We start from the raw sequence: 18,501 nt of genomic DNA on the forward strand, positions 1-18,501 counted from the left end.
CGCATTTGATGATTGAAGCGATATAAAGGGTTCTTTATATCAGTGAGCCTGAACGCCGATAAAGGACAAAATGATGGCCCAGCCCGCAAATCCCCTTGCCGACCTCCTCGCAGAGAAGGGCGTGCTGCTTGCCGATGGAGCAACGGGTACCAGTCTCTTTGCCATGGGCCTGACCGCCGGTGACGCACCGGAGCTCTGGAACGACGAGCATCCCGACCGCATCGTCAAATTGCATCAGGATTTCGTCGATGCCGGTGCCGACATCATCCTGACAAACACCTTCGGCGGCACCAGACACCGGCTCAAGCTGCACAATGCCGAAGGTCGTGTGCATGAACTGAACAGAAAAGCCGCCGAGATTGCCCGTTCCGTTGCCGACAAGGCGCCGCGGAAAGTCATCGTCGCCGGCTCTGTCGGACCAACCGGCGAATTGCTGATCCCACTCGGCGCGCTGACCTATGAGGATGCCGTTGCCGCCTTTGCAGAGCAAATGGAAGGCCTGAAAGCCGGCGGCGCAGATGTCGCCTGGATTGAAACAATGTCCTCACCGGACGAGATCCGCGCGGCCGCCGAGGCAGCCGTGAAGACCGGCATGCCATACACCTATACCGGTTCATTCGATACCGCGGGGCGTACGATGATGGGTCTCGAGCCCAAGGATATCCATTCGGTCGCCGCCGATATCGGAACTGGCCCGCTCGCGGTCGGAGCCAATTGTGGTGTCGGGGCATCTGACATCCTCGCGAGCCTGCTGGACATGACCGAGGCCGATCCGAATGCCACCGTTATCGTCAAGGGCAACTGCGGAATACCCGAATTCCGTGGAACGGAGATCTACTACTCCGGGACACCGCCCCTGATGGCCGACTACGCCCGGCTTGCTCGTGATGCCGGAGCGCGCATTATCGGCGGCTGTTGCGGCACCTCCTGCAATCATCTCGCCGCCATGCGCTCGGCTCTTGACGGACACACGCCTGGTCCGCGGCCAACCATCGAAACGATCGTTGAGCGTATTGGACCGCTGCGCAACAAGCTCGCCTCCGAATCCGGAGCCCAGGAAGGTGTACGTCGCAGCCGCAGGCGTGGCTGAGCGCCTGTGATCGGCCCAGCCGGCAAGCCTCGGGCAATCTCTGTTCTTTAGGTCCTGCGCATCAAATCGGCCGAACCAGGAGCAATAGGGTTTTGGGGCCAAAACCAGAGGGGTATCAGCATGTCCGCACAACAGTCACCTTTCCCGGACCGCGAGACTGTAGCTGCCAAGTTCTCCGGCATGAGTGAACAGGACAAGTCCTTCCTGAACCTCCTGATGGAGAATCCCGTCCAGGACGATGCCTTCCTTGAGGGCTTGCAACTCTACATCCACCAAGCCTCCGAAGCCCGCTTCCTCAACTCTCTGAAGCTTCAGCAGGCAGGCGAATGGACAGGCAACAACGCCCCTGCCCGTCTGCAGATCCGTCTCATGGAGGTCGCCCGATCAAGCCAGCATCCGGCCTATCAGGCCTTCCGCACCGGCCTGCAGAAATCAGGGGGGCTTGAGCGCGCCTATCCGAAGGCCTCGGTGTAACCGCTCATCGGAACGGAACGATCTCGCTCACCGAGATAATCGGTCCAATCGGAAACAGCCGGTCGCGTCGGTCAAGCTCAGGGCTGTAGAGGCTCGAAATCGTGCCATCGAGGTAAAGCGCATTCTTTGTCTTCAGCCTGTCACGGAACAGGAGTGCGAAGTCATAAAACCGCACCGGCACTCTCGAAATCACCAGATGCAGATGCCCATCCGCATCCACACCGACGCCATTGCGGATCTTGAAGCTGTCGCTGTCAGGCAGGAAACGGGGATGAATCTTTCCGTCAATGACGAGCATGGGGCCGGACTGTGTCGCAAAATCCGGCTGTAGTCCCGACCTCTGGAAAGCTCTCGTCTCCATCACCTGCGGGCGTCCGTCCTTCACGAGAAACACACCATTCGGCAGAAGGTGAAAATTGCCCCAGCCGCCTCTGATGATCAGTTTCGACCGTTCCTCACCGTTTTCGATCAGCAGTCCGACAGGAGAAAGATCACGGTGATACATTCCACCGTTCATGGCCAGTGTCAGCACACGCCGCTCGGCCCACAACTGCCGGGCCAGAGAATCAAATCCGCCAAACGGGCGTCCATTCGGGTCAGAATGATGAACCCGCACCGCAGATTTTGCCGGGTCGACTTCACAAGCAACGTAACGCGCGCCTTGTTCTGCAATAGGCCCACATTTGGCCGCAACCGCCGGATGCGCGCAAGAAATACCGAAAAAAACCAATAAATACAAAAACCCCGCATTCCTGAGGCCTTGGCGCGATCTCGGCGCGCCAAGGTGGTGGGGCACCAGGCACAGCATGTGTCTTAACAAATCCGTCACGTCATTAACCATTGATTAACCATTACAATTTGATCTTCCAATCAGGCAGCATGACGAAGGCTGCGGAGAAAGAGCAATGTTTTGGCTCGAACCCTTTATTGACAAGGATAAGAATATGCCAGTTGTGACATTTGCGAATACCAAAGGCGGCGCCGGAAAGACCACAGCAGTTCTCGTCATGGCATCAGAACTTGCCTCCCGTGGCAACCGCGTCACGATACTTGATGCCGATCAACATGGCTGGCTCGCGCGCTGGGCACTCCGGTCGCCGAGATTTCCGCAGCTTTCTGTCCATTCCGTGACCGACGAGACAATCGAGGCTGCAACCCTTCGAGCCAAGAAGCGTGGCGGCTACATCCTGATCGATCTTCCCCCGGCTCGTGATGCCGTGCTCGCTCGCGCCATTGGCCTTGCCGATCATGTCATCATCCCGGTTCAGGGCTGCGCCATGGATGCCCAGGGCGGCGCTGAGGTGCTTGACCTCCTTGCCGACCTCGACCGCAGTTGCGGGATCCGGATCGGACATTCGGTCCTGCTCACCCGTGTCAATGCCGCCATCCCCACCCGCGCACTCACAGCCGCCAGGGAGGCTCTCGCGGCCCGGGGCGTGCGGATGATGCAGACATCCCTGACGGAACGCGCCGCCTATCGCGATGTCTTCGATCACGGCGGCCTTCTGCACAATCTCGAGCCGGCCGATGTGTCAAATCTCGGCAAGGCTATTGAAAATGCTGCACAACTGACGGGCGAACTGTTGACACTGATGCCCCAGCGCATGCCGCGTCCGCAAGCCCGCAAGGTGACGGGCGAGATCGATCAACCTGCCAATGCGGCACCCGTCCGGAAGCTTGCCCGAGCTGCCTGAGTGGAAAATCAGGGCGGCATAAGCGCCGCCATGTGAAACCGCAATTGCGCCGGCCCGTACCGATAGGCCTGCCCCACCGGGCAGGCATTACGGGCCTTGCATGCAGAATTCATGCAGCCCGCATCCCCGGCTTTCGACGCAAGATAAATTCGGCAGGCCTCGACATCAAATCCCTCTTCTGACACGGCATTCGCGGGGCAGGTCGTAAGGCAGGGACGGCTCTCGCAGGATTGGCAGGGTGACGGCAATGTCGGCCTCTGTTCCGTGGGCAATTCCACATCAAAGGCCAGAGCCCCGCGATAACTGTGCCACAGACCGTAGACTGGATGAATGAGGATTCCGAGTGGCGAGGTTGACAAACCCTCCGCCTCCATCGCCCAGCGCTGAAATGGCTGATAGGGCGGCTCGGACGGAAAGTAAGCCTTCGCACCCAAGGCCGCGGCAATGGGTTCAAGAACGAATTGCGACCACCGATCCAACGGATGATCGACAGGACCCTGTTGCCGCTGCCATGTCTCGAAGCTCGGCCAGTTGGAGCCACCGACTGCACCGATCAGCACAACGCTCCTTGCCGCCTCACCGCCTGGTCCGAGCGGCGCATCCGGCCTGCCGGAACAGGCCACAATCCCACGACAGTACAGCCCGTGCGGAGAAAGCAGCCGCTCAAGCTCGTCCAGAGCGGAAGAAGGGCCGCTCATTGCGGCCCCTCGAATTTGTAATGCGGACGCCAGACCTCCTCCTGGATCATGTCCGCGACTGCTTTCGCTCCGCCTTGCTCCCTGGCTGCGGGAGCCCTTCAGGTGAAGGCGTCGGGCATGGAATCCTTGCGTTGCGCTATGAAGGCAAGCAGCGCCTCGTCAATGGTCGGATCAAGCGGCGGCGCTTCGTAATTGTCGAGCCAGTTGCGGCAAAGCGCATTGGCACGCTCCTCGATCCGCTTTGATCCCTCGATTTCCCATTGCTCGAACGAGTTGTTGTCGGCAAGCGCGGAGCGATAGAAGGCCGTCTGGAAATTCGCCTGCGTGTGCGCACAGCCAAGATAGTGGCTGCCGGGTCCCACTTCGCGGATCGCGTCCATCGCCTGACCGTCTTCCGTCAGGTCAACGCCCATTGCCATCTTCTGCATCATGCCGAGCTGGTCCTGGTCGATCATGAATTTTTCATAGGAGGAGACAAGCCCACCCTCCAGCCAGCCTGCGGCATGAAGCACGAAATTGGTGCCGGCAAGCAGCGTCGTATTCAGTGTATTGGCGCTCTCATGCGCCGCCTGCGCATCCGGAATCTTTGAGGCGCAGAGCGAGCCGCCGGTACGGAACGGCAGACCCAGACGCCGTGCCAGTTGCGCGGCTCCGTAAGAGACCAGTGACGGTTCAGGCGTGCCGAATGTCGGTGCGCCGGATTGCATCGAGATCGACGCCGCAAAGGTACCGAACAGAACAGGCGCTCCCGGACGCACCAGCTGGGTAAAGGCCGCACCGGCCAGCACTTCGGCGAGGATCTGCGTCAGCGTGCCGGCAACCGTCACCGGGCTCATGGCACCGGACAGAATGAATGGCGACAATACGCTGGCCTGATTATGCCGTGCATAGACCTTGGCTGCGCCAAGCATGGTCTCGTCGAACACCATAGGCGAGTTGGCATTGATCAGGTTGAGCATGACGCAGTTGTTTTCGACGAACTCTTCACCGAAGACGAGCTTGGCCATGGCAACCGAATCTTCCGCCCGCTCCGGTGCCGTGACCGAACCCATGAACGGCTTGTCGGAATATTTGATGTGGCTGTAGACCATGTCGAGGTGACGCTTGTTCACCGGGATATCGACCGGCTCGCACACGGTGCCTCCCGACGAATGGATCGAAGGCGCCATATAGGCGAGCTTCACGAAGTTCCGAAAATCCTCGATCGTTGCATAGCGGCGCGTCCCGTCAAGGTCCCGCACGAAGGGTGGTCCATAGACCGGCGCAAACACGGTCGCGTTCCCGCCAATATGCACGCTGCGTTCCGGATTGCGTGCATGCCATGTGAATTCCGACGGCGCCGTCTTCAAAAGCTCGCGGCAAAGGCCTTTTGGAAAATGCACCCGCTGGCCTTTGACATCCGCGCCAGCCTGCTTCCACATGTCCAGAGCTTCGGCATCATCGCGAAACTCGATCCCGACCTCTTCGAGCACGGTATCGGCGTTACGCTCGATGATGGAAAGCCCCTCTTCATCCAGCACTTCATAGACGCCGATCTTGCGCCGGATATAGGGCATGGATGGCCCTGCCCCGCCGCCGCTTCGTGAAGCGCGCCGAGCCGCTGCCCCACGACCTTCGCCGCGAGTTCTGCGTCCACCTCCGGATTGGGCTGCGTTATCGTCCATGATCTGTTTCCTCGTCTGTCGGCGCATTCTGCGCTGCTTTACTGATCTCTATGCTAATCCAATTCGCAAGTGAAACATTCCTTAATGCGCCAATGCCTAGCACCAGACAGACATGAAACCATTCTGTTCCCGTCGCATTTCACGACAAGGGCGTCGCATTCGAAAAGAGTTTTTCACGAAGTTGCGGTTTAATCGTCCCTGGACGTCCTTGAAGGACGCTTCACTGAATCGCGTAGAGACCCACGCAGAAAGCACCATCATGGCCGATGACGACATCATTCTCGAAGATCTGTCCGACGAAGAGCTTGTGCAGCAGATGCACGACGACCTCTATGACGGCCTGAAGGAGGAAATCGAAGAAGGAACCCGCATTCTCCTTGAACGCGGCTGGGCACCATACGATGTCCTGACCCAGGCGCTGGTCGAAGGCATGCGCATCGTTGGCATCGACTTCCGCGACGGTATCCTCTTCGTGCCGGAGGTTCTGCTCTCCGCCAATGCGATGAAGGCCGGAATGAACATACTGCGCCCTCTGCTCGCGGCGACCGGTGCTCCCAAGCAGGGCAAGATGGTCATCGGCACGGTCAAGGGCGACATCCACGACATTGGCAAGAACCTCGTCGGCATGATGATGGAAGGTGCCGGCTTCGACGTCGTCGACCTCGGCATCAACAATCCGGTCGAAAACTATCTGGAAGCGCTGGAGCGCGAAAAACCCGATATCCTGGGCATGTCGGCGCTGTTGACCACCACCATGCCCTACATGAAGGTCGTGATCGACACGATGAAGGAAAAAGGCATTCGAGACGACTATATCGTGCTCGTTGGCGGCGCCCCTTTGAACGAGGAATTCGGCAAGGCTGTCGGAGCAGACGCCTATTGCCGTGACGCAGCCGTTGCCGTTGAAACGGCCAAGGAATTCATCAGCCGCAAGCATAACAGCATGGGCGCACGCGCTTGATCTGCTGACGGCTCAAGAAGGCCAAGAAAAAACGCCGACCAGTTCTGACCGGTCGGCGTTCGTTGTTTAGGGAAAGAGGCTTAGTAGGTCGCTGCACTTTCGATATCCTGGCCTGCAGCCTGCGTCGCGTTTACGGCATTGGCTGTGTCCTCACCAACGCCGCGGATCGTATTGCCGCAGGCGCTGAGCGAAGCAACCGATGCAAGAAGAATGACGGTGAGCGAAAGCTTTCGTGCCAACATGATAAAATACCTCTGTCTTTGATCCTGGGATTGGAACTGCCATGGAACAACGCGACACCTTGCAAAAGGTTCACGTCATCGCCTGTGGTGCTATCGCGCGCGAAATTCTGGCCGTTAAGGAGTTGAATGGCCTTGATCACCTCACGCTCGACTGTCTTCCGGCGATCTGGCATGTCCATCCGCAGAAAATCGCCCCGGGACTGAGGGAAAAGATCGCCGAAGCGCGAGCAGCCGGCCACCGGAACATCTTTCTCGGCTATGCCGAATGCGGCACACAGGGAGAGGTTGATCGGATCTGCGCCGAAGAAGGCGTGAGCCGGATAAGCGGTCCGCACTGCTATGCCTTCTTCAGCGGTACGAAGAAGTTTCTCGCCGAATGCGAGAACGAGTTCACCGCCTTCTATCTGACAGACCTGATCACCCGCCAGTTCGAGGCCTTTGTCATCGAGCCCCTGAAACTCGACCACCACCCCGATCTGCGGGACATGGTGTTCGGCAACTACACCAAGCTCGTTTATCTCGCCCAGACAGAGGATGAAGAACTGAAACGAAAGGCCGAATGGGCAGCCGCCTATCTGAAGCTGGACTACGAATACCGGTTTACCGGCTATGGGGATTTGGAGAGCGAGTTGCTGGAAGCGGTCAAAGCCTAGGCCCTAACCGTGAGGTTGTTCCGGTCACCGCACCGAATTGGCGACACTTCGCCCCGCATCCTGTGTCGCGTCAACGACATTGCCGACATCCCTGCCCACGCCACGGATCGTGTTGCCACAGCCGGCCAATGTCACAAGCATTGCACCCACAAGTGCCAGACGTAGAACGTCAAACGCTTTCGAATTCGCCATCTTGCCTCTCCTTGACCGCGATGAATCGATTGTTGCCTGAGCCACAAAAGGGGAAAGAACGTGGCAGTTCCATGACGCAACGCGATGCTGCATTGCCGCAATTTCACCGGCTCTTCACCATCCTCACAAACTTGGTCGCTTGCCGTTGCTCGGTTTAATGCCGCTGCAATAAATCCATGCGTAATCTGCAGCCCGGTCGAACAACATTCAAACACGAATCAAGAACATGACCATCAGGGCGGAAATACTGGACTACGTCGTCGCAGACGAAACGGAAAAGCCTCATCCGGAGCATCTCTCGGATCTTCTGGTAAGGCTCTCTGCCAACAATACGGCCAAGATCACCATCCGCGATCTGGCAATCGCACTCCAGGACCGCTCCTTCGGCGCCTTCTTGCTGGTCTTCTCGCTTCCAAATCTGGTCCCCCTGCCGCCGGGCGCAACTCTCATCCTCGCGCTCCCTCTGATCTTCATAGCCTGGCAGATGTTTGCCTCTCCTGGCGGTCGCGTCTATTTCCCTCGCAAGATCGGTGATTACGGGGTCCAGCACGAGACATTCGAGCTCATTATAAAACGTCTGGTCCCGTGGTTGAGGCGGGCCGAAATGCTGGTGAGGCCGCGCTTCTGGATCTTCGGTTCGCGGTTCTCAGAGCGCCTGATCGGCCTTGCCGCGCTCATTCTGGCCGTCACTGTTTTCCTGCCGATCCCGCTTGGTAACTGGCCGCCGGCAGTGGCTCTTGCCGTACTCGGCTTTGCCCATTCCGAACGGGATGGTGCGGGCGTCGTGGTAGGCTGTCTGCTCGGTTTGTTGTCCGTCCTGCTCGCCTGCTTTGTAGTCTATACTGCCGGCGCAATCCTCGCGCTCGCTTTCACCTGACCGAACTTGGTGGAGAATGACAGATACAGCCTCCCAAACCCGGCCATCGACCGTCGTCCTGATGACGGCAGGTGGGCTCAACCCGACCCTTGTTGCAAATGCCCTTGCCGCAAGAGGACATGACCTCCATGTTCTGCTGGAAGAGCCGGAAGGTAAGCTGACCATTACCCGACGCCGCGCCCGCCGTCTGGGCTGGCTCTCAGCATTGGGCCAATTGGCAACCATGATCGCCGCGCGCCTGATGCGCCGTCTGACCAATCGCCGGATTGCAGAGCTTCTCCAAAAAATGAACCTGCCGCAGAAATGGGATCCGCGCATTACCCGTCATCAGGTCACGTCCATTAATGCGCCTGAGACAAGAGCCCTTGTCGACCAGCTGGCGCCGGGAGCGATCCTTCTGGTTTCAACCCGCCTGATGTCGAAGGGTCAACTTGCCGGAATGCCCTGCCCTGTTCTCAATCTCCATGCCGGGATCAATCCGGCCTATCGCGGCCAGATGGGTGGTTATTGGTCGCTGGTGGAAGGCGATCGCAAAAACTTCGGTGCAACGGTGCATCTGGTCGATCCGGGCACCGATACGGGTGAAACACTCTACGAGGTTCGTACAAGCCCCGCCCGCAGCGATTTCATCTCGACTTACCCACTGGTCTTGACAATCGCTGCTTTGGACATCACCTGTCGCGCGGTTGATGACGCGCTATCGCAAAAACTGACGCCTTCACCAGCGGAAGGTCCCTCATTCCTGCGTTTTCCTCCGACATTCTGGTCCTGGATTTACCACGGCGTCAGCAAGGGAATCTGGTAAAACGGACGGCGTCGCTTTTTGCGGCGGACGACGTCGTGAAAAGCGCAGTCTGTCAGAGAGGCGCCGTGCATTCTGGATCCAAAGGGAGCGAGTGGCATGGCAGACAAGATCGTCGTTTACTGGCGGGATATCCCGGCCCAGGTGATCGTCAAGCAGGGACGCAAATCGGCAAAGCGTGAGCTCTCTCTCCGCTTCACCGAAGCCATCGACATGGCTGCGATGCGCACCGGCGCTGCCGAAACCGACGCCTATCTTGCTGACTGGCGCAAGGCCGATCCGGTGCCTGTCGGCGACGATCTCGAAGCCGAAGCCGAAAGCGCTGCCGCCGAGATCGAGGCTAACTACGACAAGACCCGCCTCGTGGCCCTCGTCCATGCCGGAGGCCGCGACAATGGCTGAGCCCGTACTCGTCGATCCCGGCGCGCCGAAAAAAGGCAATGCCGCCCCGGCTGCCAAGGCCGCCACCGGTGCCTTCACCCCGGCCGGCGTCTCGCCCAATCGCCGCGCACGCCGTTCTTACACGATCCGCCTCTGGGCGGTGCGCAATTCGCGCTTCTTCGAATGGTTTTATCGCAACTTCGCCAATGCCTTCCTCTTCCTCCACCCCATCTGGAAGGCGCTCGGCTATAACCGCGTCGAAAAGCCGATCACCTTTGTCGAGCGCAATGTGAAGGGCCTGCTCTTCGACTGTCGCATGTGCGGCCAGTGCGTGCTGTCCTCGACCGGTATGTCCTGCCCGATGAACTGTCCGAAACAGCTGCGCAACGGCCCCTGCGGCGGCGTCCGCGCCAATGGCAATTGCGAGGTCGAGCCGGACATGCCCTGCGTCTGGGTCCAGGCCTGGAACGGCTCGCGCAACATGGTTGCGGGTGACGCGATCCTGAAGGTGCAGAAGCCGGTCAACCAGTCGCTGCGCGAGACATCCTCCTGGCTGCGCGTGACGGCGGAAGCCGCCGCCGAGCGGGAAAAACAGACGGCAAAGGAAGCCTGAGAGCATGGCCCAGATCGACGAAAATCCGCTCGGTGTCCACCTGCCGCTCGATCCCCTGCCCGGCCATTCCTCCCTCGGTCGCCTGGAGCGCGTGCTGCGCCGTGGCGAATTCGCCGTCACAGCGGAGTTGAACCCGCCCGACAGCGCCGACCCGGAAGACGTCTATGAGCGCGCCAAGGTCTTCGACGGCTGGGTCGATGGCATCAATGCGGTCGACGCCTCCGGTGCCAACTGCCACATGTCTTCGGTCGGCATCTGTGCGCTTCTGACCCGCATGGGCTACGCGCCGATCATGCAGATCGCCTGCCGCGACAAGAACCGCATCGCCATCCAGGGCGACGTCTTGGGTGCCGCCGCCATGGGGGTTGCCAACATGCTCTGCCTCACCGGCGACGGCGTGCAGGCCGGCGACCAGCCGGGAGCCAAGCCCGTCTTCGATCTCGACTGCATGTCGCTTCTGGAAACCGTGCGCACCATGCGCGACGAATCGAAGTTCCTCTCCGGCCGCAAGCTGACCACTCCGCCCAAGGTCTTCCTGGGTGCTGCGATCAATCCCTTCGCGCCCCCTTATGACTTCCGGCCCTATCGGCTCGGCAAGAAAATCGAGGCCGGTGCGCAATTCGTCCAGAGCCAGTATTGCTTCGACGTGCCGATGTTCCGCGACTACATGAAGAAGGTCCGCGACCTCGGCTTCCACGAGAAATGTTACATCCTCGTCGGCGTCGGCCCGCTCGCCTCCGCCAAGACCGCGAGATGGATCCGTTCCAACGTGCCCGGCATCCACATTCCCGATTCCGTCATCGCCCGCCTGGAAGGCGCGCAGGATCAGAAAAAGGAAGGCAAGCAGCTCTGCATCGACATCATCAACGAGGTGAAGGAGATCGAAGGTGTCGCCGGCGTGCATGTCATGGCTTATCGCCAGGAAGAATATGTCGCTGAAATCGTCCACGAATCCGGCATCCTGAAGGGCCGCAAGCCGTGGAAGCGCGAACATGGCCGCGCCGATGACATGGCCGCCCAGCGCATGCGCGAGATCGGCGCCGATCCGGTCCAGGACCAGCAGGAAATGGCCGCCAGGGCCGCCCACGCCCAGCCACACTGATGAACCGCCTTGCCTTGGTCCGGCATTTGCCGGCACATCCCATTCCCGCCGCGCGCGAGCCGGCACCGACCGGAGGACTGAAATGACCCGCACCATCGTCGCATCCGCCACCAAGGAAATCATCATCGGTTTCGACCAGCCCTTCTGCGTGATTGGCGAGCGCATCAACCCGACGGGTCGCAAGAAGCTCGCCGCCGAAATGCAGGCTGGCAATTTCGACACCGTAATCAAGGATGCGCTGGAGCAGGTCGCCGCTGGCGCCACCATGCTCGACGTCAATGCCGGTGTCACCTCCGTCAACCCGAACGAGACCGAACCGGGCCTGCTCGTCCAGACGCTCGAAATCGTGCAAGGGCTCGTCGACGTGCCGCTGGCGATCGACTCATCCGTCACCGCCGCCATCGAGGCCGGCCTCAAGGTCGCCAAGGGCCGCCCGCTGGTCAATTCCGTCACCGGCGAGGAAGAAAAGCTCGAGGCCATCCTGCCGCTCTGCGCCAAGTACAATGTCCCCGTCGTTGCCATCTCCAATGACGAGAGCGGCATTTCGCAGGACCCGGACGTGCGTTTCGCCGTCGCCAAGAAGATCGTCGAGCGCGCCATGGATTACGGCATCAAGCCTGAAGACATCGTCGTCGACCCGCTGGTCATGCCGATCGGCGCCATCGGTTCCGCCGGCCTGCAGGTCTTCGCCCTTGTCCGGCGGCTCCGCGAGGAGCTGAAGGTCAACACCACCTGCGGCCTCTCCAACATCTCCTTCGGCCTGCCTCATCGCCACGGCATCAATGCCGGCTTCATTCCGATGGTCATCGGTGCCGGCATGACGTCGGCCATCATGAACCCCTGCCGTCCGGCCGAAATGGAAGCCGTCCGCGCCGCCAATGTGCTGAATGGCACCGACGAGAATTGCTACAACTGGATCAAGACCTATCGCGACTACAAGCCCGCCGAAGGCAGCGGCCACGCAGCCCCCGCCGCCGCCCCGGCTTCTGCAGCATCCGGTGGCGGTCGTCGCGGCGGCCGCGCCGCGCGTGTCGGTGGTGGTGCGCCGACAGAGTAACATGAGAACCCCAACCGTTTTACATTTGCCTATACGAACGTGTAGTATGGAGAGATGAAGCGATCGATTTCCGGCTTTGATTGGGACAGCGGCAACTGGCCGAAATGTGCCAGGCATGGCCTGACGAAAGCGGAAATCGAGCAGATGTTCATGCGAACGCCTTCCGTCTACCCCGACCCCACGGTCGGCGAAGACCGAAAGCGTGCGATCGGAACCACTGCGGAAGGCCGCTATGTCTTCGTCGTCTTCACCTTGCGCGAGAGCGAGCTCGGAATTCTCATCCGACCGATCAGTGCGCGATACATGCACGAGCGGGAGATCAGGCGCTATGAGCAACGGTAAGGGTAAGCAGATGCCGGTCCTGCATTCCGATGAAGAGGCAGAGGCCTTCGTCGAAACTGCAGACCTCTCCGAATACGATCTGTCCGGCTTCAAGCCGGTCCAGTTCGAGTTCGAAAAGAAGTCGGCACAACTGAATATGAGACTGCCGGAAGCCCTGCTTTCGGCAATCAAGGCCAAGGCCCGGGAACGGGGTATTCCTTACACCCGGCTGATCCGGGAGGCCTTGGAAAAGACGATTGCCAAGTAAAACGGCCAAGGCCGGACAAGCATGACACCGGGGATCACCCTCGAAACCGAAAGACCAGAATGACAGACGCCACCGATCCCCTCGTCCTCTTCATGCCCTCCGGCAAGCGTGGCCGTTTCCCCGTCGGCACCACCGTGCTCGAAGCGGCCCGCTCGCTTGGCGTCTATGTCGAGAGCGTCTGCGGTGGGCGCGCCACTTGCGGGCGCTGCCAGGTCGAGGTGCAGGAAGGTCAGTTCGCCAAGCATGGCATCACCTCGTCGAACGACCACATCTCCCCCGTCGGGCCAAAGGAAAAGCGCTACGCCGAAGTCCGCACCATCCCCGAAGGCCGCCGCCTCTCCTGCTCGGCCACCATCCAGGGCGACCTCGTTGTTGATGTGCCGCCGGATACCGTCGTCAACGCCCAGGTCATCCGCAAGGCTGCCATCGACCGGCTGATTGCGCGCAATCCCGCCGTCCAGCTCTGTTATGTCGAGGTGGACGAGCCTGACATGCACAAGCCCTTGGGCGATCTCGATCGGCTGAACCTGATGCTGGAAAAGGACTGGGGCTTTCATGACATCCTGGTCGCCCAGCATCTGCTTCCCGATGTCCAGAAGATCCTGCGCAAGGGCAATTGGGCTGTCACCGCCGCCATCCACCGCGATCTGGACTCATCGCGCCCCAATCTGATCGCGCTCTGGCCCGGCCTGCACAACGAGGCCTATGGCATTGCCTGCGACATCGGCTCGACCACGATTGCCATGCATCTGGTGTCTCTGCTCTCCGGTCGCGTGGTCGCCTCCTCGGGTGCCGCCAATCCGCAAATCCGCTTCGGCGAAGACCTGATGAGCCGCGTCTCCTATGTGATGATGAACCCGGACGGGCGCGAGGCGATGACGAAAGCCGTGCGTCAGGCGATCAACGAATTGACGGCCAAGGTCTGCGCCGAAGCGGAGATCACGCCGGACAGCATTCTCGACGCCGTCTTTGTCGCCAATCCGATCATGCATCACCTCTTCCTCGGCATTGACCCCACCGAGCTTGGCCAGGCGCCCTTTGCGCTCGCCGTCTCCGGCGCCGTCCACACCTGGTCGCGCGAGATTGATCTGGCCATCAATCGCGGTGCGCGCGTCTATCTGCTGCCCTGCATCGCCGGCCATGTCGGGGCCGATGCCGCAGGCGCTACACTCTCGGAAGGTCCGCACCGCCAGGACAAGATGATGCTGATGGTCGATGTCGGCACCAATGCCGAGATCGTGCTTGGTAACCGGCAGCGCACCGTTGCCGCCTCCTCGCCCACCGGCCCTGCCTTCGAAGGCGCTGAAATCTCCTGCGGCCAGCGCGCCGCCCCCGGCGCCATCGAACGCGTCCGCATCGATCCGGAAACCCTCGAACCCCGCTTCAAGGTCATCGGCGTCGATCCGTGGTCGGATGAGGACGGTTTTGCCGAAGCCGCGGAAAAGACCGGCATCACCGGCATCTGCGGCTCGGCGATCATCGAAGTCGTCGCCGAAATGTATCTCTCCGGCGTCATCTCCGCCGATGGCGTCGTCGATGGCGCAATGGCGGCAAAAAGCCCCCGCATCCTCGAAAACGGCCGCACCTTCTCCTACCTCCTGCATGACGGCGCTCAGAAGATCACGGTCACGCAAAACGACGTGCGCGCCATCCAGCTCGCCAAGGCCGCGCTCTATGCCGGCATCAAGCTCCTGATGGAAAAGCTCGAGGTCGAAACCGTCGACACCATCCGCTTCGCCGGCGCCTTCGGCTCCTTCATCGATCCGAAATATGCGATGGTCTTGGGCCTCATCCCCGATTGCGACCTCGCCGAAGTCAAGGCCGTCGGCAATGCGGCGGGCACCGGCGCCCTCATGGCCCTCCTCAACCGCGACTACCGCCGCGAAATCGAGCAAACCGTCACCCGCATCGAAAAGATCGAAACGGCGCTCGAACCCAATTTCCAACAGCTTTTCATCGACGCCATGGCTCTGCCGAACAAGGTTGATCCGTTTCCGAAGCTCGCCAGCGTCGTGACGCTGCCGGAGCGGAAGGTTCTGGCCGAGGGGGATGGTGAAGGCGGCGGGCGCAGGAGGAGGAGGGGAAGGGAGTAGGTGGGTGGTGTGAAACGGTTCATTTGTTTGCCGTTGCCTCGCCGAGAGCAAGAGCAAGAGCTTTGTTGCTTACCGATAAGAATTAGGTGTAAACGGCAAATCCGACAATGTTTAATCGGGGGTAGGTACCGTTGCCGGAATACCGCCTGTAGTCTCCTCCGCAGTTACCGGAATTTCCGGGAACCTTACGACGCCTTTCATCTCGATCATGGCCACACGACAGCGGCGAGCAAATTCTTCGTCCGAAGTACCAGAGAGATACTGTGCGGCGGCGTACAATTGGTCGGTTGAAACTAATCCGTATGACATGGATGTGGCCGAGGTGATGCATTTCTCGGTAAACTGGGTCTCGCGCTCATCCGGCTTCGTTAGGCGATAGCCGTTTGCGAACAAAATCCCTTTAGCTGGCTGATTAACCTCTTCGCGCTGCAGGTCTTCGTGCAGGTTGGTTGATAGCTGGCGGAGCTTCTCGATGCTTACTGCCTTGTTGTCCTTGCCTTCAGCTTCACCAAGCAGGCGGCCTTCCGCGCTCTCGAAGACAGCGTCGAATTCCGATTTCCCGTCAACATATGGTTCTGCTTTGAAGCCCAACAACGTCAATGCGCTGATAATCGCCGCTTCCAACGGCTTACCCTTCTCGAAGAGCAGCGCTCGTAACTGCCCGACATCCTCCAACTGTCGAGTTAGTTCTTCTTTGGTGCGCTGAGCTTTCTCCAGTTCTGTCTCCGCCTGGAGCAACTGCTGGCGAAGCTCGATCTCCGGGGCAAGTGCGAACTCGGCAGCCGACGCCCATTCGGGCTGCGGCGTTTTCTCACCATCGCTGGCAATTGCATTTGAAAGCGCGACAATTTCCGCGATTAGGGATGCACTGAATTGCTCCCCTGCCGCCGACCAGACTTCGCCTTCTTCTTCATCCTCAGCGAAAAACTCTTCTGCGATAAAATTCATGTCCGGAAGTAGCAGAAGTGCGCCGGCGGAAATCTTGCCCTTAACGAATAGGCCGACAGGCTTTTGTCCGTGCTCAGTCTGGACACAAACGCCTTTTGCGTTGCTGTCCCAGACCACATTATAATTGGAGGCTTGCCCAAACAGCTTCCAGTAAGGTGCCAGCAAGTCCCGCGCGCCGGCTGCCAGCGTCATCGCGGTGCCCTGAGTGGCCGTCCAGCGTGGCGTAAAAGGTAAGCAATCATAGCTAGTGACTAGCTCGACATGTCGGGTAACCTTCTGATTGCGACCGGTACCAGACGTAGATCTAGTGCCGGTTGCCGCGTAAACCTCCACAGGTGGAGGGAGGAAGCCTATCAATAGTTTTCCTGCTTCAACCGCCTGGGTGATTTCCCGCCGCCAATGTGCGTTCGCCTCGCGCATATTGAACGATTTACGATCACTGAGGGACAGCTTTCCCATGTACTCGCCGTTATCGTACTCGTACCTTATGAAATCTGAGACGTCTGGCCTGAATAGAACGATATCCCAATCCAGAAGCGATTTCTTTTCAGTGAAAGCCGCAAAACCGATGTCGTCGCCTGCCAGATTAAAGCCAACAGTTAAGATCTTTCTAGGCATGCAACCACACCGTCCCGTTTATTACTCCAGATGTATCTTCGGCCAAAGACATGTTCAAGATCGGCGGTTGCGGTCGTCGCCGCAAATGTGACCTTTGAGGGTAAAATTCACTAGGGGTGCGTGATGCTGGGTTCATGGCAGTGAACCAAAATCCCAACCGACCCGGTTCACCCCAGTCACGCCCCGAAAGTCGTGAATTTATCAGTATGCTAATCTGCCAACACTGGCACTATCGTTCAGCGCCGGAAGTCGTCAAGCTTCGTCGCTCAACCACATCCCGCTTCCGGCCCCGGAATGCGCGGTAACACGCTTGACGATGCTGAGTGCGTACTTCCTTGCGTCCGCCGTTAACAAACCAACTTTAATCGCGGCCCCAAATCACCCCCCCTCACCCCAAAATCCCCGCCGCCTCATCCACCATCTTCGCCAGCGCCTCCGGCTTTGCGCCCCTTACCGGGCTGAAATACTTCACCTTCAAATCCTTGAAGCCGCAAAACGCCAAAATCTGCCGCCGCAGCACCTTCACCCAGCCATTGCCATAGATCCATTTGAGGAAGAAGGTCGGCGTATCCGAGGTGATCACCACCCGCGCCTTGCGACCCGCCAGAAGCGGCTTGGGCAGCGCCTTGCCTTCGACATATTCAAAGCCGAAACCGGGCATCAGCACGCGGTCGAACAGACCTTTCAGCTTGGCCGGTGCCGAGCCCCACCAGAGCGGATGCACGAGGACGAAGCGGTCGCACCAGGTGAGGCTCTCGGCGAATGCCGCAAGATCAGGCTCCCAGTCCATCCGCTGGTGATAGCCCTGGGCCAGATTGCCATCGAAATTAAGATCCTTCAGATGCACGATCCGCACCTCCGCCCCCATCGCCCGCGCCTTGGCCGCAATCGCATCAGCCATGGAGCCGCAAAGCGTTCCCTCGCCCGGATTGCCGTTGAGAACCAGAAGACGCGATGCTTCGCCACTTGTGGACAGGAAGGACATGAGCTTTCTCCAATAATTTGACCGCGGTCATTTTAATGGAAGATAAATTGACCGCGGTCAAGATATATGCACAGAAAAGATGACAACCGAAAGAAGGCCGATGAAACTCAGCCAGCCCCGCAGCCGCCAGACGCGCGAACAGATCCTTGCCGCAGCGAGCCGCCTCTTCGCGGCCAGGGGATTTGAAAACACCAGCATGGATCAGGTCGCGACCGAAGCCTCCGTGGCAAAGGCCAGCGTCTTTGCCCATTTCGGTGACAAGACGAACCTGCTGGCAGCCCTTGGCCTCGCCGAAATCGAGGCGCTGGCAAGACAGGGGCGCGAAAGCCTGACCACGGATGACGAGCTGACGCTTGAGGAGAAACTGAAGCGCCTGTTCGATCCCTGGCTTGCCTATTTCGGTCGCGAGCCGGATTTCGCCCGCCTTTATCTCAGCCAGGCGGGCCTGACGGCCGGCAGCTATACCGAGGCCTTCCTCGTCGTCTGTCGCGATCTCGAAGCCCAGGCCGCCGAGCTTTTCCTCAGCCGGCTACCGGATATCTCGCCCGAGCAGGCCCTGATGCTCAGCCGTGGTGCACAGGCACTTTTCCACGAAGCCGTGGTCTTCCGCATGACCGGCTGGCTGCCGGATCAACAATCCGCCCATGCCATGCTCCACGCCTTTCTCGCCACCTGGGTGGCCGGCGCGCGGCAAAAAGCCTGAGCCTCACGGAAAACCGCCTTGCCCTTGATGCATTGAATGGCAAAAACCCGGCCTCCGCAGCCGCC

General features: G+C 59.7%; 22 protein-coding genes. 15 read left to right on the forward strand and 7 right to left on the reverse strand.

Annotated features, from left to right (window positions below):
* Nucleotides 1-73 precede the first annotated feature (73 nt).
* Together bmt and FE840_RS13665 are read left to right on the forward strand one after the other, a co-directional pair.
* Complete coding sequence (gene bmt / locus FE840_RS13660; protein WP_138286048.1) at nt 74-1,090, forward strand: betaine--homocysteine S-methyltransferase; 1,017 nt, start codon at nt 74-76, stop codon at nt 1,088-1,090.
* 120 nt (nt 1,091-1,210) lie between these two features.
* A complete protein-coding gene (locus tag FE840_RS13665; protein WP_138286049.1) occupies nt 1,211-1,564 on the forward strand; it encodes a hypothetical protein in 354 nt (117 codons plus the stop codon).
* Between the two features lie 4 nt (nt 1,565-1,568).
* On the opposite strand, the gene FE840_RS13670 is transcribed toward FE840_RS13665, so the two are convergent.
* Complete coding sequence (locus tag FE840_RS13670) at nt 1,569-2,096, reverse strand: phosphodiester glycosidase family protein (RefSeq protein WP_343058588.1); 528 nt, start codon at nt 2,094-2,096, stop codon at nt 1,569-1,571.
* A gap of 412 nt (nt 2,097-2,508) precedes the next feature.
* Between FE840_RS13670 and FE840_RS13675 the strand changes: the two genes are divergently transcribed.
* A complete protein-coding gene (locus FE840_RS13675) occupies nt 2,509-3,258 on the forward strand; it encodes a ParA family protein (RefSeq protein WP_138286051.1) in 750 nt (249 codons plus the stop codon).
* An 8-nt stretch (nt 3,259-3,266) separates the two neighbouring features.
* Here the strand turns inward: FE840_RS13675 and FE840_RS13680 are convergent, their stop codons facing one another.
* On the reverse strand, nt 3,267-3,956 hold the full coding sequence (locus FE840_RS13680) for a ferredoxin (RefSeq protein WP_138286052.1): 690 nt from the start codon (nt 3,954-3,956) through the stop codon (nt 3,267-3,269).
* A 98-nt stretch (nt 3,957-4,054) separates the two neighbouring features.
* Entirely contained in the window at nt 4,055-5,620 is a 1,566-nt protein-coding gene (locus FE840_RS13685; RefSeq protein ID WP_138286053.1) for a trimethylamine methyltransferase family protein, read from the reverse strand.
* 259 nt (nt 5,621-5,879) lie between these two features.
* On the opposite strand from FE840_RS13685, the gene FE840_RS13690 reads away from it, so the two are divergent.
* Entirely contained in the window at nt 5,880-6,581 is a 702-nt protein-coding gene (locus FE840_RS13690; RefSeq protein ID WP_138286054.1) for a corrinoid protein, read from the forward strand.
* 80 nt (nt 6,582-6,661) lie between these two features.
* Here FE840_RS13690 and FE840_RS13695 read toward each other — a convergent pair whose 3' ends face one another.
* On the reverse strand, nt 6,662-6,823 hold the full coding sequence (locus FE840_RS13695) for an entericidin domain-containing protein (protein WP_138286055.1): 162 nt from the start codon (nt 6,821-6,823) through the stop codon (nt 6,662-6,664).
* Nucleotides 6,824-6,864: 41 nt separating this feature from the next.
* Between FE840_RS13695 and FE840_RS13700 the strand changes: the two genes are divergently transcribed.
* A complete protein-coding gene (locus tag FE840_RS13700) occupies nt 6,865-7,476 on the forward strand; it encodes a DUF1638 domain-containing protein (protein ID WP_138286056.1) in 612 nt (203 codons plus the stop codon).
* Between the two features lie 24 nt (nt 7,477-7,500).
* Here FE840_RS13700 and FE840_RS13705 read toward each other — a convergent pair whose 3' ends face one another.
* The gene (locus FE840_RS13705; RefSeq protein WP_425502213.1) at nt 7,501-7,617 is read right to left on the reverse strand and encodes an entericidin domain-containing protein; all 117 of its coding nucleotides are present in this window, start codon (nt 7,615-7,617) and stop codon (nt 7,501-7,503) included.
* 277 nt (nt 7,618-7,894) lie between these two features.
* On the opposite strand from FE840_RS13705, the gene FE840_RS13710 reads away from it, so the two are divergent.
* The 9 genes from FE840_RS13710 to FE840_RS13750 all read left to right on the forward strand — a co-directional run bounded on the left by FE840_RS13710 (nt 7,895) and on the right by FE840_RS13750 (nt 15,182).
* A complete protein-coding gene (locus FE840_RS13710) occupies nt 7,895-8,545 on the forward strand; it encodes an exopolysaccharide biosynthesis protein (protein WP_138286058.1) in 651 nt (216 codons plus the stop codon).
* Between the two features lie 16 nt (nt 8,546-8,561).
* Entirely contained in the window at nt 8,562-9,350 is a 789-nt protein-coding gene (locus FE840_RS13715) for a formyl transferase (RefSeq protein WP_138286059.1), read from the forward strand.
* 96 nt (nt 9,351-9,446) lie between these two features.
* On the forward strand, nt 9,447-9,749 hold the full coding sequence (locus FE840_RS13720) for a virulence factor (protein WP_138286060.1): 303 nt from the start codon (nt 9,447-9,449) through the stop codon (nt 9,747-9,749).
* Nucleotides 9,742-10,341: a methylenetetrahydrofolate reductase C-terminal domain-containing protein gene (locus tag FE840_RS13725; protein ID WP_138286061.1), complete on the forward strand. Its 600-nt coding sequence runs from the start codon at nt 9,742-9,744 to the stop codon at nt 10,339-10,341. The genes FE840_RS13720 and FE840_RS13725 overlap by 8 nt, the downstream gene beginning before the upstream one ends.
* 4 nt (nt 10,342-10,345) lie before the next feature.
* Nucleotides 10,346-11,443: a methylenetetrahydrofolate reductase gene (locus FE840_RS13730; protein ID WP_138286062.1), complete on the forward strand. Its 1,098-nt coding sequence runs from the start codon at nt 10,346-10,348 to the stop codon at nt 11,441-11,443.
* Between the two features lie 82 nt (nt 11,444-11,525).
* Nucleotides 11,526-12,500: a methyltetrahydrofolate cobalamin methyltransferase gene (locus FE840_RS13735; RefSeq protein WP_138286063.1), complete on the forward strand. Its 975-nt coding sequence runs from the start codon at nt 11,526-11,528 to the stop codon at nt 12,498-12,500.
* Between the two features lie 54 nt (nt 12,501-12,554).
* Entirely contained in the window at nt 12,555-12,842 is a 288-nt protein-coding gene (locus tag FE840_RS13740; RefSeq protein WP_138286064.1) for a BrnT family toxin, read from the forward strand.
* A complete protein-coding gene (locus FE840_RS13745) occupies nt 12,829-13,089 on the forward strand; it encodes a BrnA antitoxin family protein (protein WP_138286065.1) in 261 nt (86 codons plus the stop codon). Before FE840_RS13740 ends, FE840_RS13745 begins: the two co-directional genes overlap by 14 nt.
* A 59-nt stretch (nt 13,090-13,148) precedes the next feature.
* On the forward strand, nt 13,149-15,182 hold the full coding sequence (locus FE840_RS13750) for an ASKHA domain-containing protein (protein WP_138286066.1): 2,034 nt from the start codon (nt 13,149-13,151) through the stop codon (nt 15,180-15,182).
* 111 nt (nt 15,183-15,293) lie between these two features.
* Here FE840_RS13750 and FE840_RS13755 read toward each other — a convergent pair whose 3' ends face one another.
* Together FE840_RS13755 and FE840_RS13760 are read right to left on the reverse strand one after the other, a co-directional pair.
* Nucleotides 15,294-16,748 carry a flagellar export protein FliJ gene (locus FE840_RS13755; protein WP_246318778.1) on the reverse strand — a complete coding sequence of 485 codons (1,455 nt, stop codon included), beginning with the start codon at nt 16,746-16,748 and terminating at the stop codon, nt 15,294-15,296.
* 388 nt (nt 16,749-17,136) lie between these two features.
* Nucleotides 17,137-17,733, reverse strand: a complete 597-nt coding sequence (locus tag FE840_RS13760; protein ID WP_138286067.1) for an NAD(P)H-dependent oxidoreductase — start codon at nt 17,731-17,733, stop codon at nt 17,137-17,139.
* A gap of 100 nt (nt 17,734-17,833) precedes the next feature.
* Between FE840_RS13760 and FE840_RS13765 the strand changes: the two genes are divergently transcribed.
* Nucleotides 17,834-18,436, forward strand: coding sequence for a TetR/AcrR family transcriptional regulator (locus tag FE840_RS13765; RefSeq protein WP_138286068.1), 603 nt, complete (start codon nt 17,834-17,836; stop codon nt 18,434-18,436).
* The last annotated feature ends 65 nt before the right edge of the window (nt 18,437-18,501 follow it).

It is taken from the genome of Peteryoungia desertarenae (assembly GCF_005860795.2).
GTDB lineage: Bacteria > Pseudomonadota > Alphaproteobacteria > Rhizobiales > Rhizobiaceae > Allorhizobium > Allorhizobium desertarenae.

Excerpts from the sequence above, each read along its gene's own strand:
- bmt (WP_138286048.1), top strand. The coding sequence starts at position 74 with ATGGCCCAGCCCGCAAATCCCCTTGCCGACCTCCTCGCAGAGAAGGGC.
- FE840_RS13665 (WP_138286049.1), top strand. The coding sequence starts at position 1,211 with ATGTCCGCACAACAGTCACCTTTCCCGGACCGCGAGACTGTAGCTGCC.
- FE840_RS13675 (WP_138286051.1), top strand. The coding sequence starts at position 2,509 with ATGCCAGTTGTGACATTTGCGAATACCAAAGGCGGCGCCGGAAAGACC.
- FE840_RS13680 (WP_138286052.1), bottom strand. The coding sequence starts at position 3,956 with ATGAGCGGCCCTTCTTCCGCTCTGGACGAGCTTGAGCGGCTGCTTTCT.
- FE840_RS13685 (WP_138286053.1), bottom strand. The coding sequence starts at position 5,620 with ATGGACGATAACGCAGCCCAATCCGGAGGTGGACGCAGAACTCGCGGC.
- FE840_RS13690 (WP_138286054.1), top strand. The coding sequence starts at position 5,880 with ATGGCCGATGACGACATCATTCTCGAAGATCTGTCCGACGAAGAGCTT.
- FE840_RS13695 (WP_138286055.1), bottom strand. The coding sequence starts at position 6,823 with ATGTTGGCACGAAAGCTTTCGCTCACCGTCATTCTTCTTGCATCGGTT.
- FE840_RS13700 (WP_138286056.1), top strand. The coding sequence starts at position 6,865 with ATGGAACAACGCGACACCTTGCAAAAGGTTCACGTCATCGCCTGTGGT.
- FE840_RS13705 (WP_425502213.1), bottom strand. The coding sequence starts at position 7,617 with ATGCTTGTGACATTGGCCGGCTGTGGCAACACGATCCGTGGCGTGGGC.
- FE840_RS13710 (WP_138286058.1), top strand. The coding sequence starts at position 7,895 with ATGACCATCAGGGCGGAAATACTGGACTACGTCGTCGCAGACGAAACG.
- FE840_RS13715 (WP_138286059.1), top strand. The coding sequence starts at position 8,562 with ATGACAGATACAGCCTCCCAAACCCGGCCATCGACCGTCGTCCTGATG.
- FE840_RS13720 (WP_138286060.1), top strand. The coding sequence starts at position 9,447 with ATGGCAGACAAGATCGTCGTTTACTGGCGGGATATCCCGGCCCAGGTG.
- FE840_RS13725 (WP_138286061.1), top strand. The coding sequence starts at position 9,742 with ATGGCTGAGCCCGTACTCGTCGATCCCGGCGCGCCGAAAAAAGGCAAT.
- FE840_RS13730 (WP_138286062.1), top strand. The coding sequence starts at position 10,346 with ATGGCCCAGATCGACGAAAATCCGCTCGGTGTCCACCTGCCGCTCGAT.
- FE840_RS13735 (WP_138286063.1), top strand. The coding sequence starts at position 11,526 with ATGACCCGCACCATCGTCGCATCCGCCACCAAGGAAATCATCATCGGT.
- FE840_RS13740 (WP_138286064.1), top strand. The coding sequence starts at position 12,555 with ATGAAGCGATCGATTTCCGGCTTTGATTGGGACAGCGGCAACTGGCCG.
- FE840_RS13745 (WP_138286065.1), top strand. The coding sequence starts at position 12,829 with ATGAGCAACGGTAAGGGTAAGCAGATGCCGGTCCTGCATTCCGATGAA.
- FE840_RS13750 (WP_138286066.1), top strand. The coding sequence starts at position 13,149 with ATGACAGACGCCACCGATCCCCTCGTCCTCTTCATGCCCTCCGGCAAG.
- FE840_RS13755 (WP_246318778.1), bottom strand. The coding sequence starts at position 16,748 with ATGCCTAGAAAGATCTTAACTGTTGGCTTTAATCTGGCAGGCGACGAC.
- FE840_RS13760 (WP_138286067.1), bottom strand. The coding sequence starts at position 17,733 with ATGTCCTTCCTGTCCACAAGTGGCGAAGCATCGCGTCTTCTGGTTCTC.
- FE840_RS13765 (WP_138286068.1), top strand. The coding sequence starts at position 17,834 with ATGAAACTCAGCCAGCCCCGCAGCCGCCAGACGCGCGAACAGATCCTT.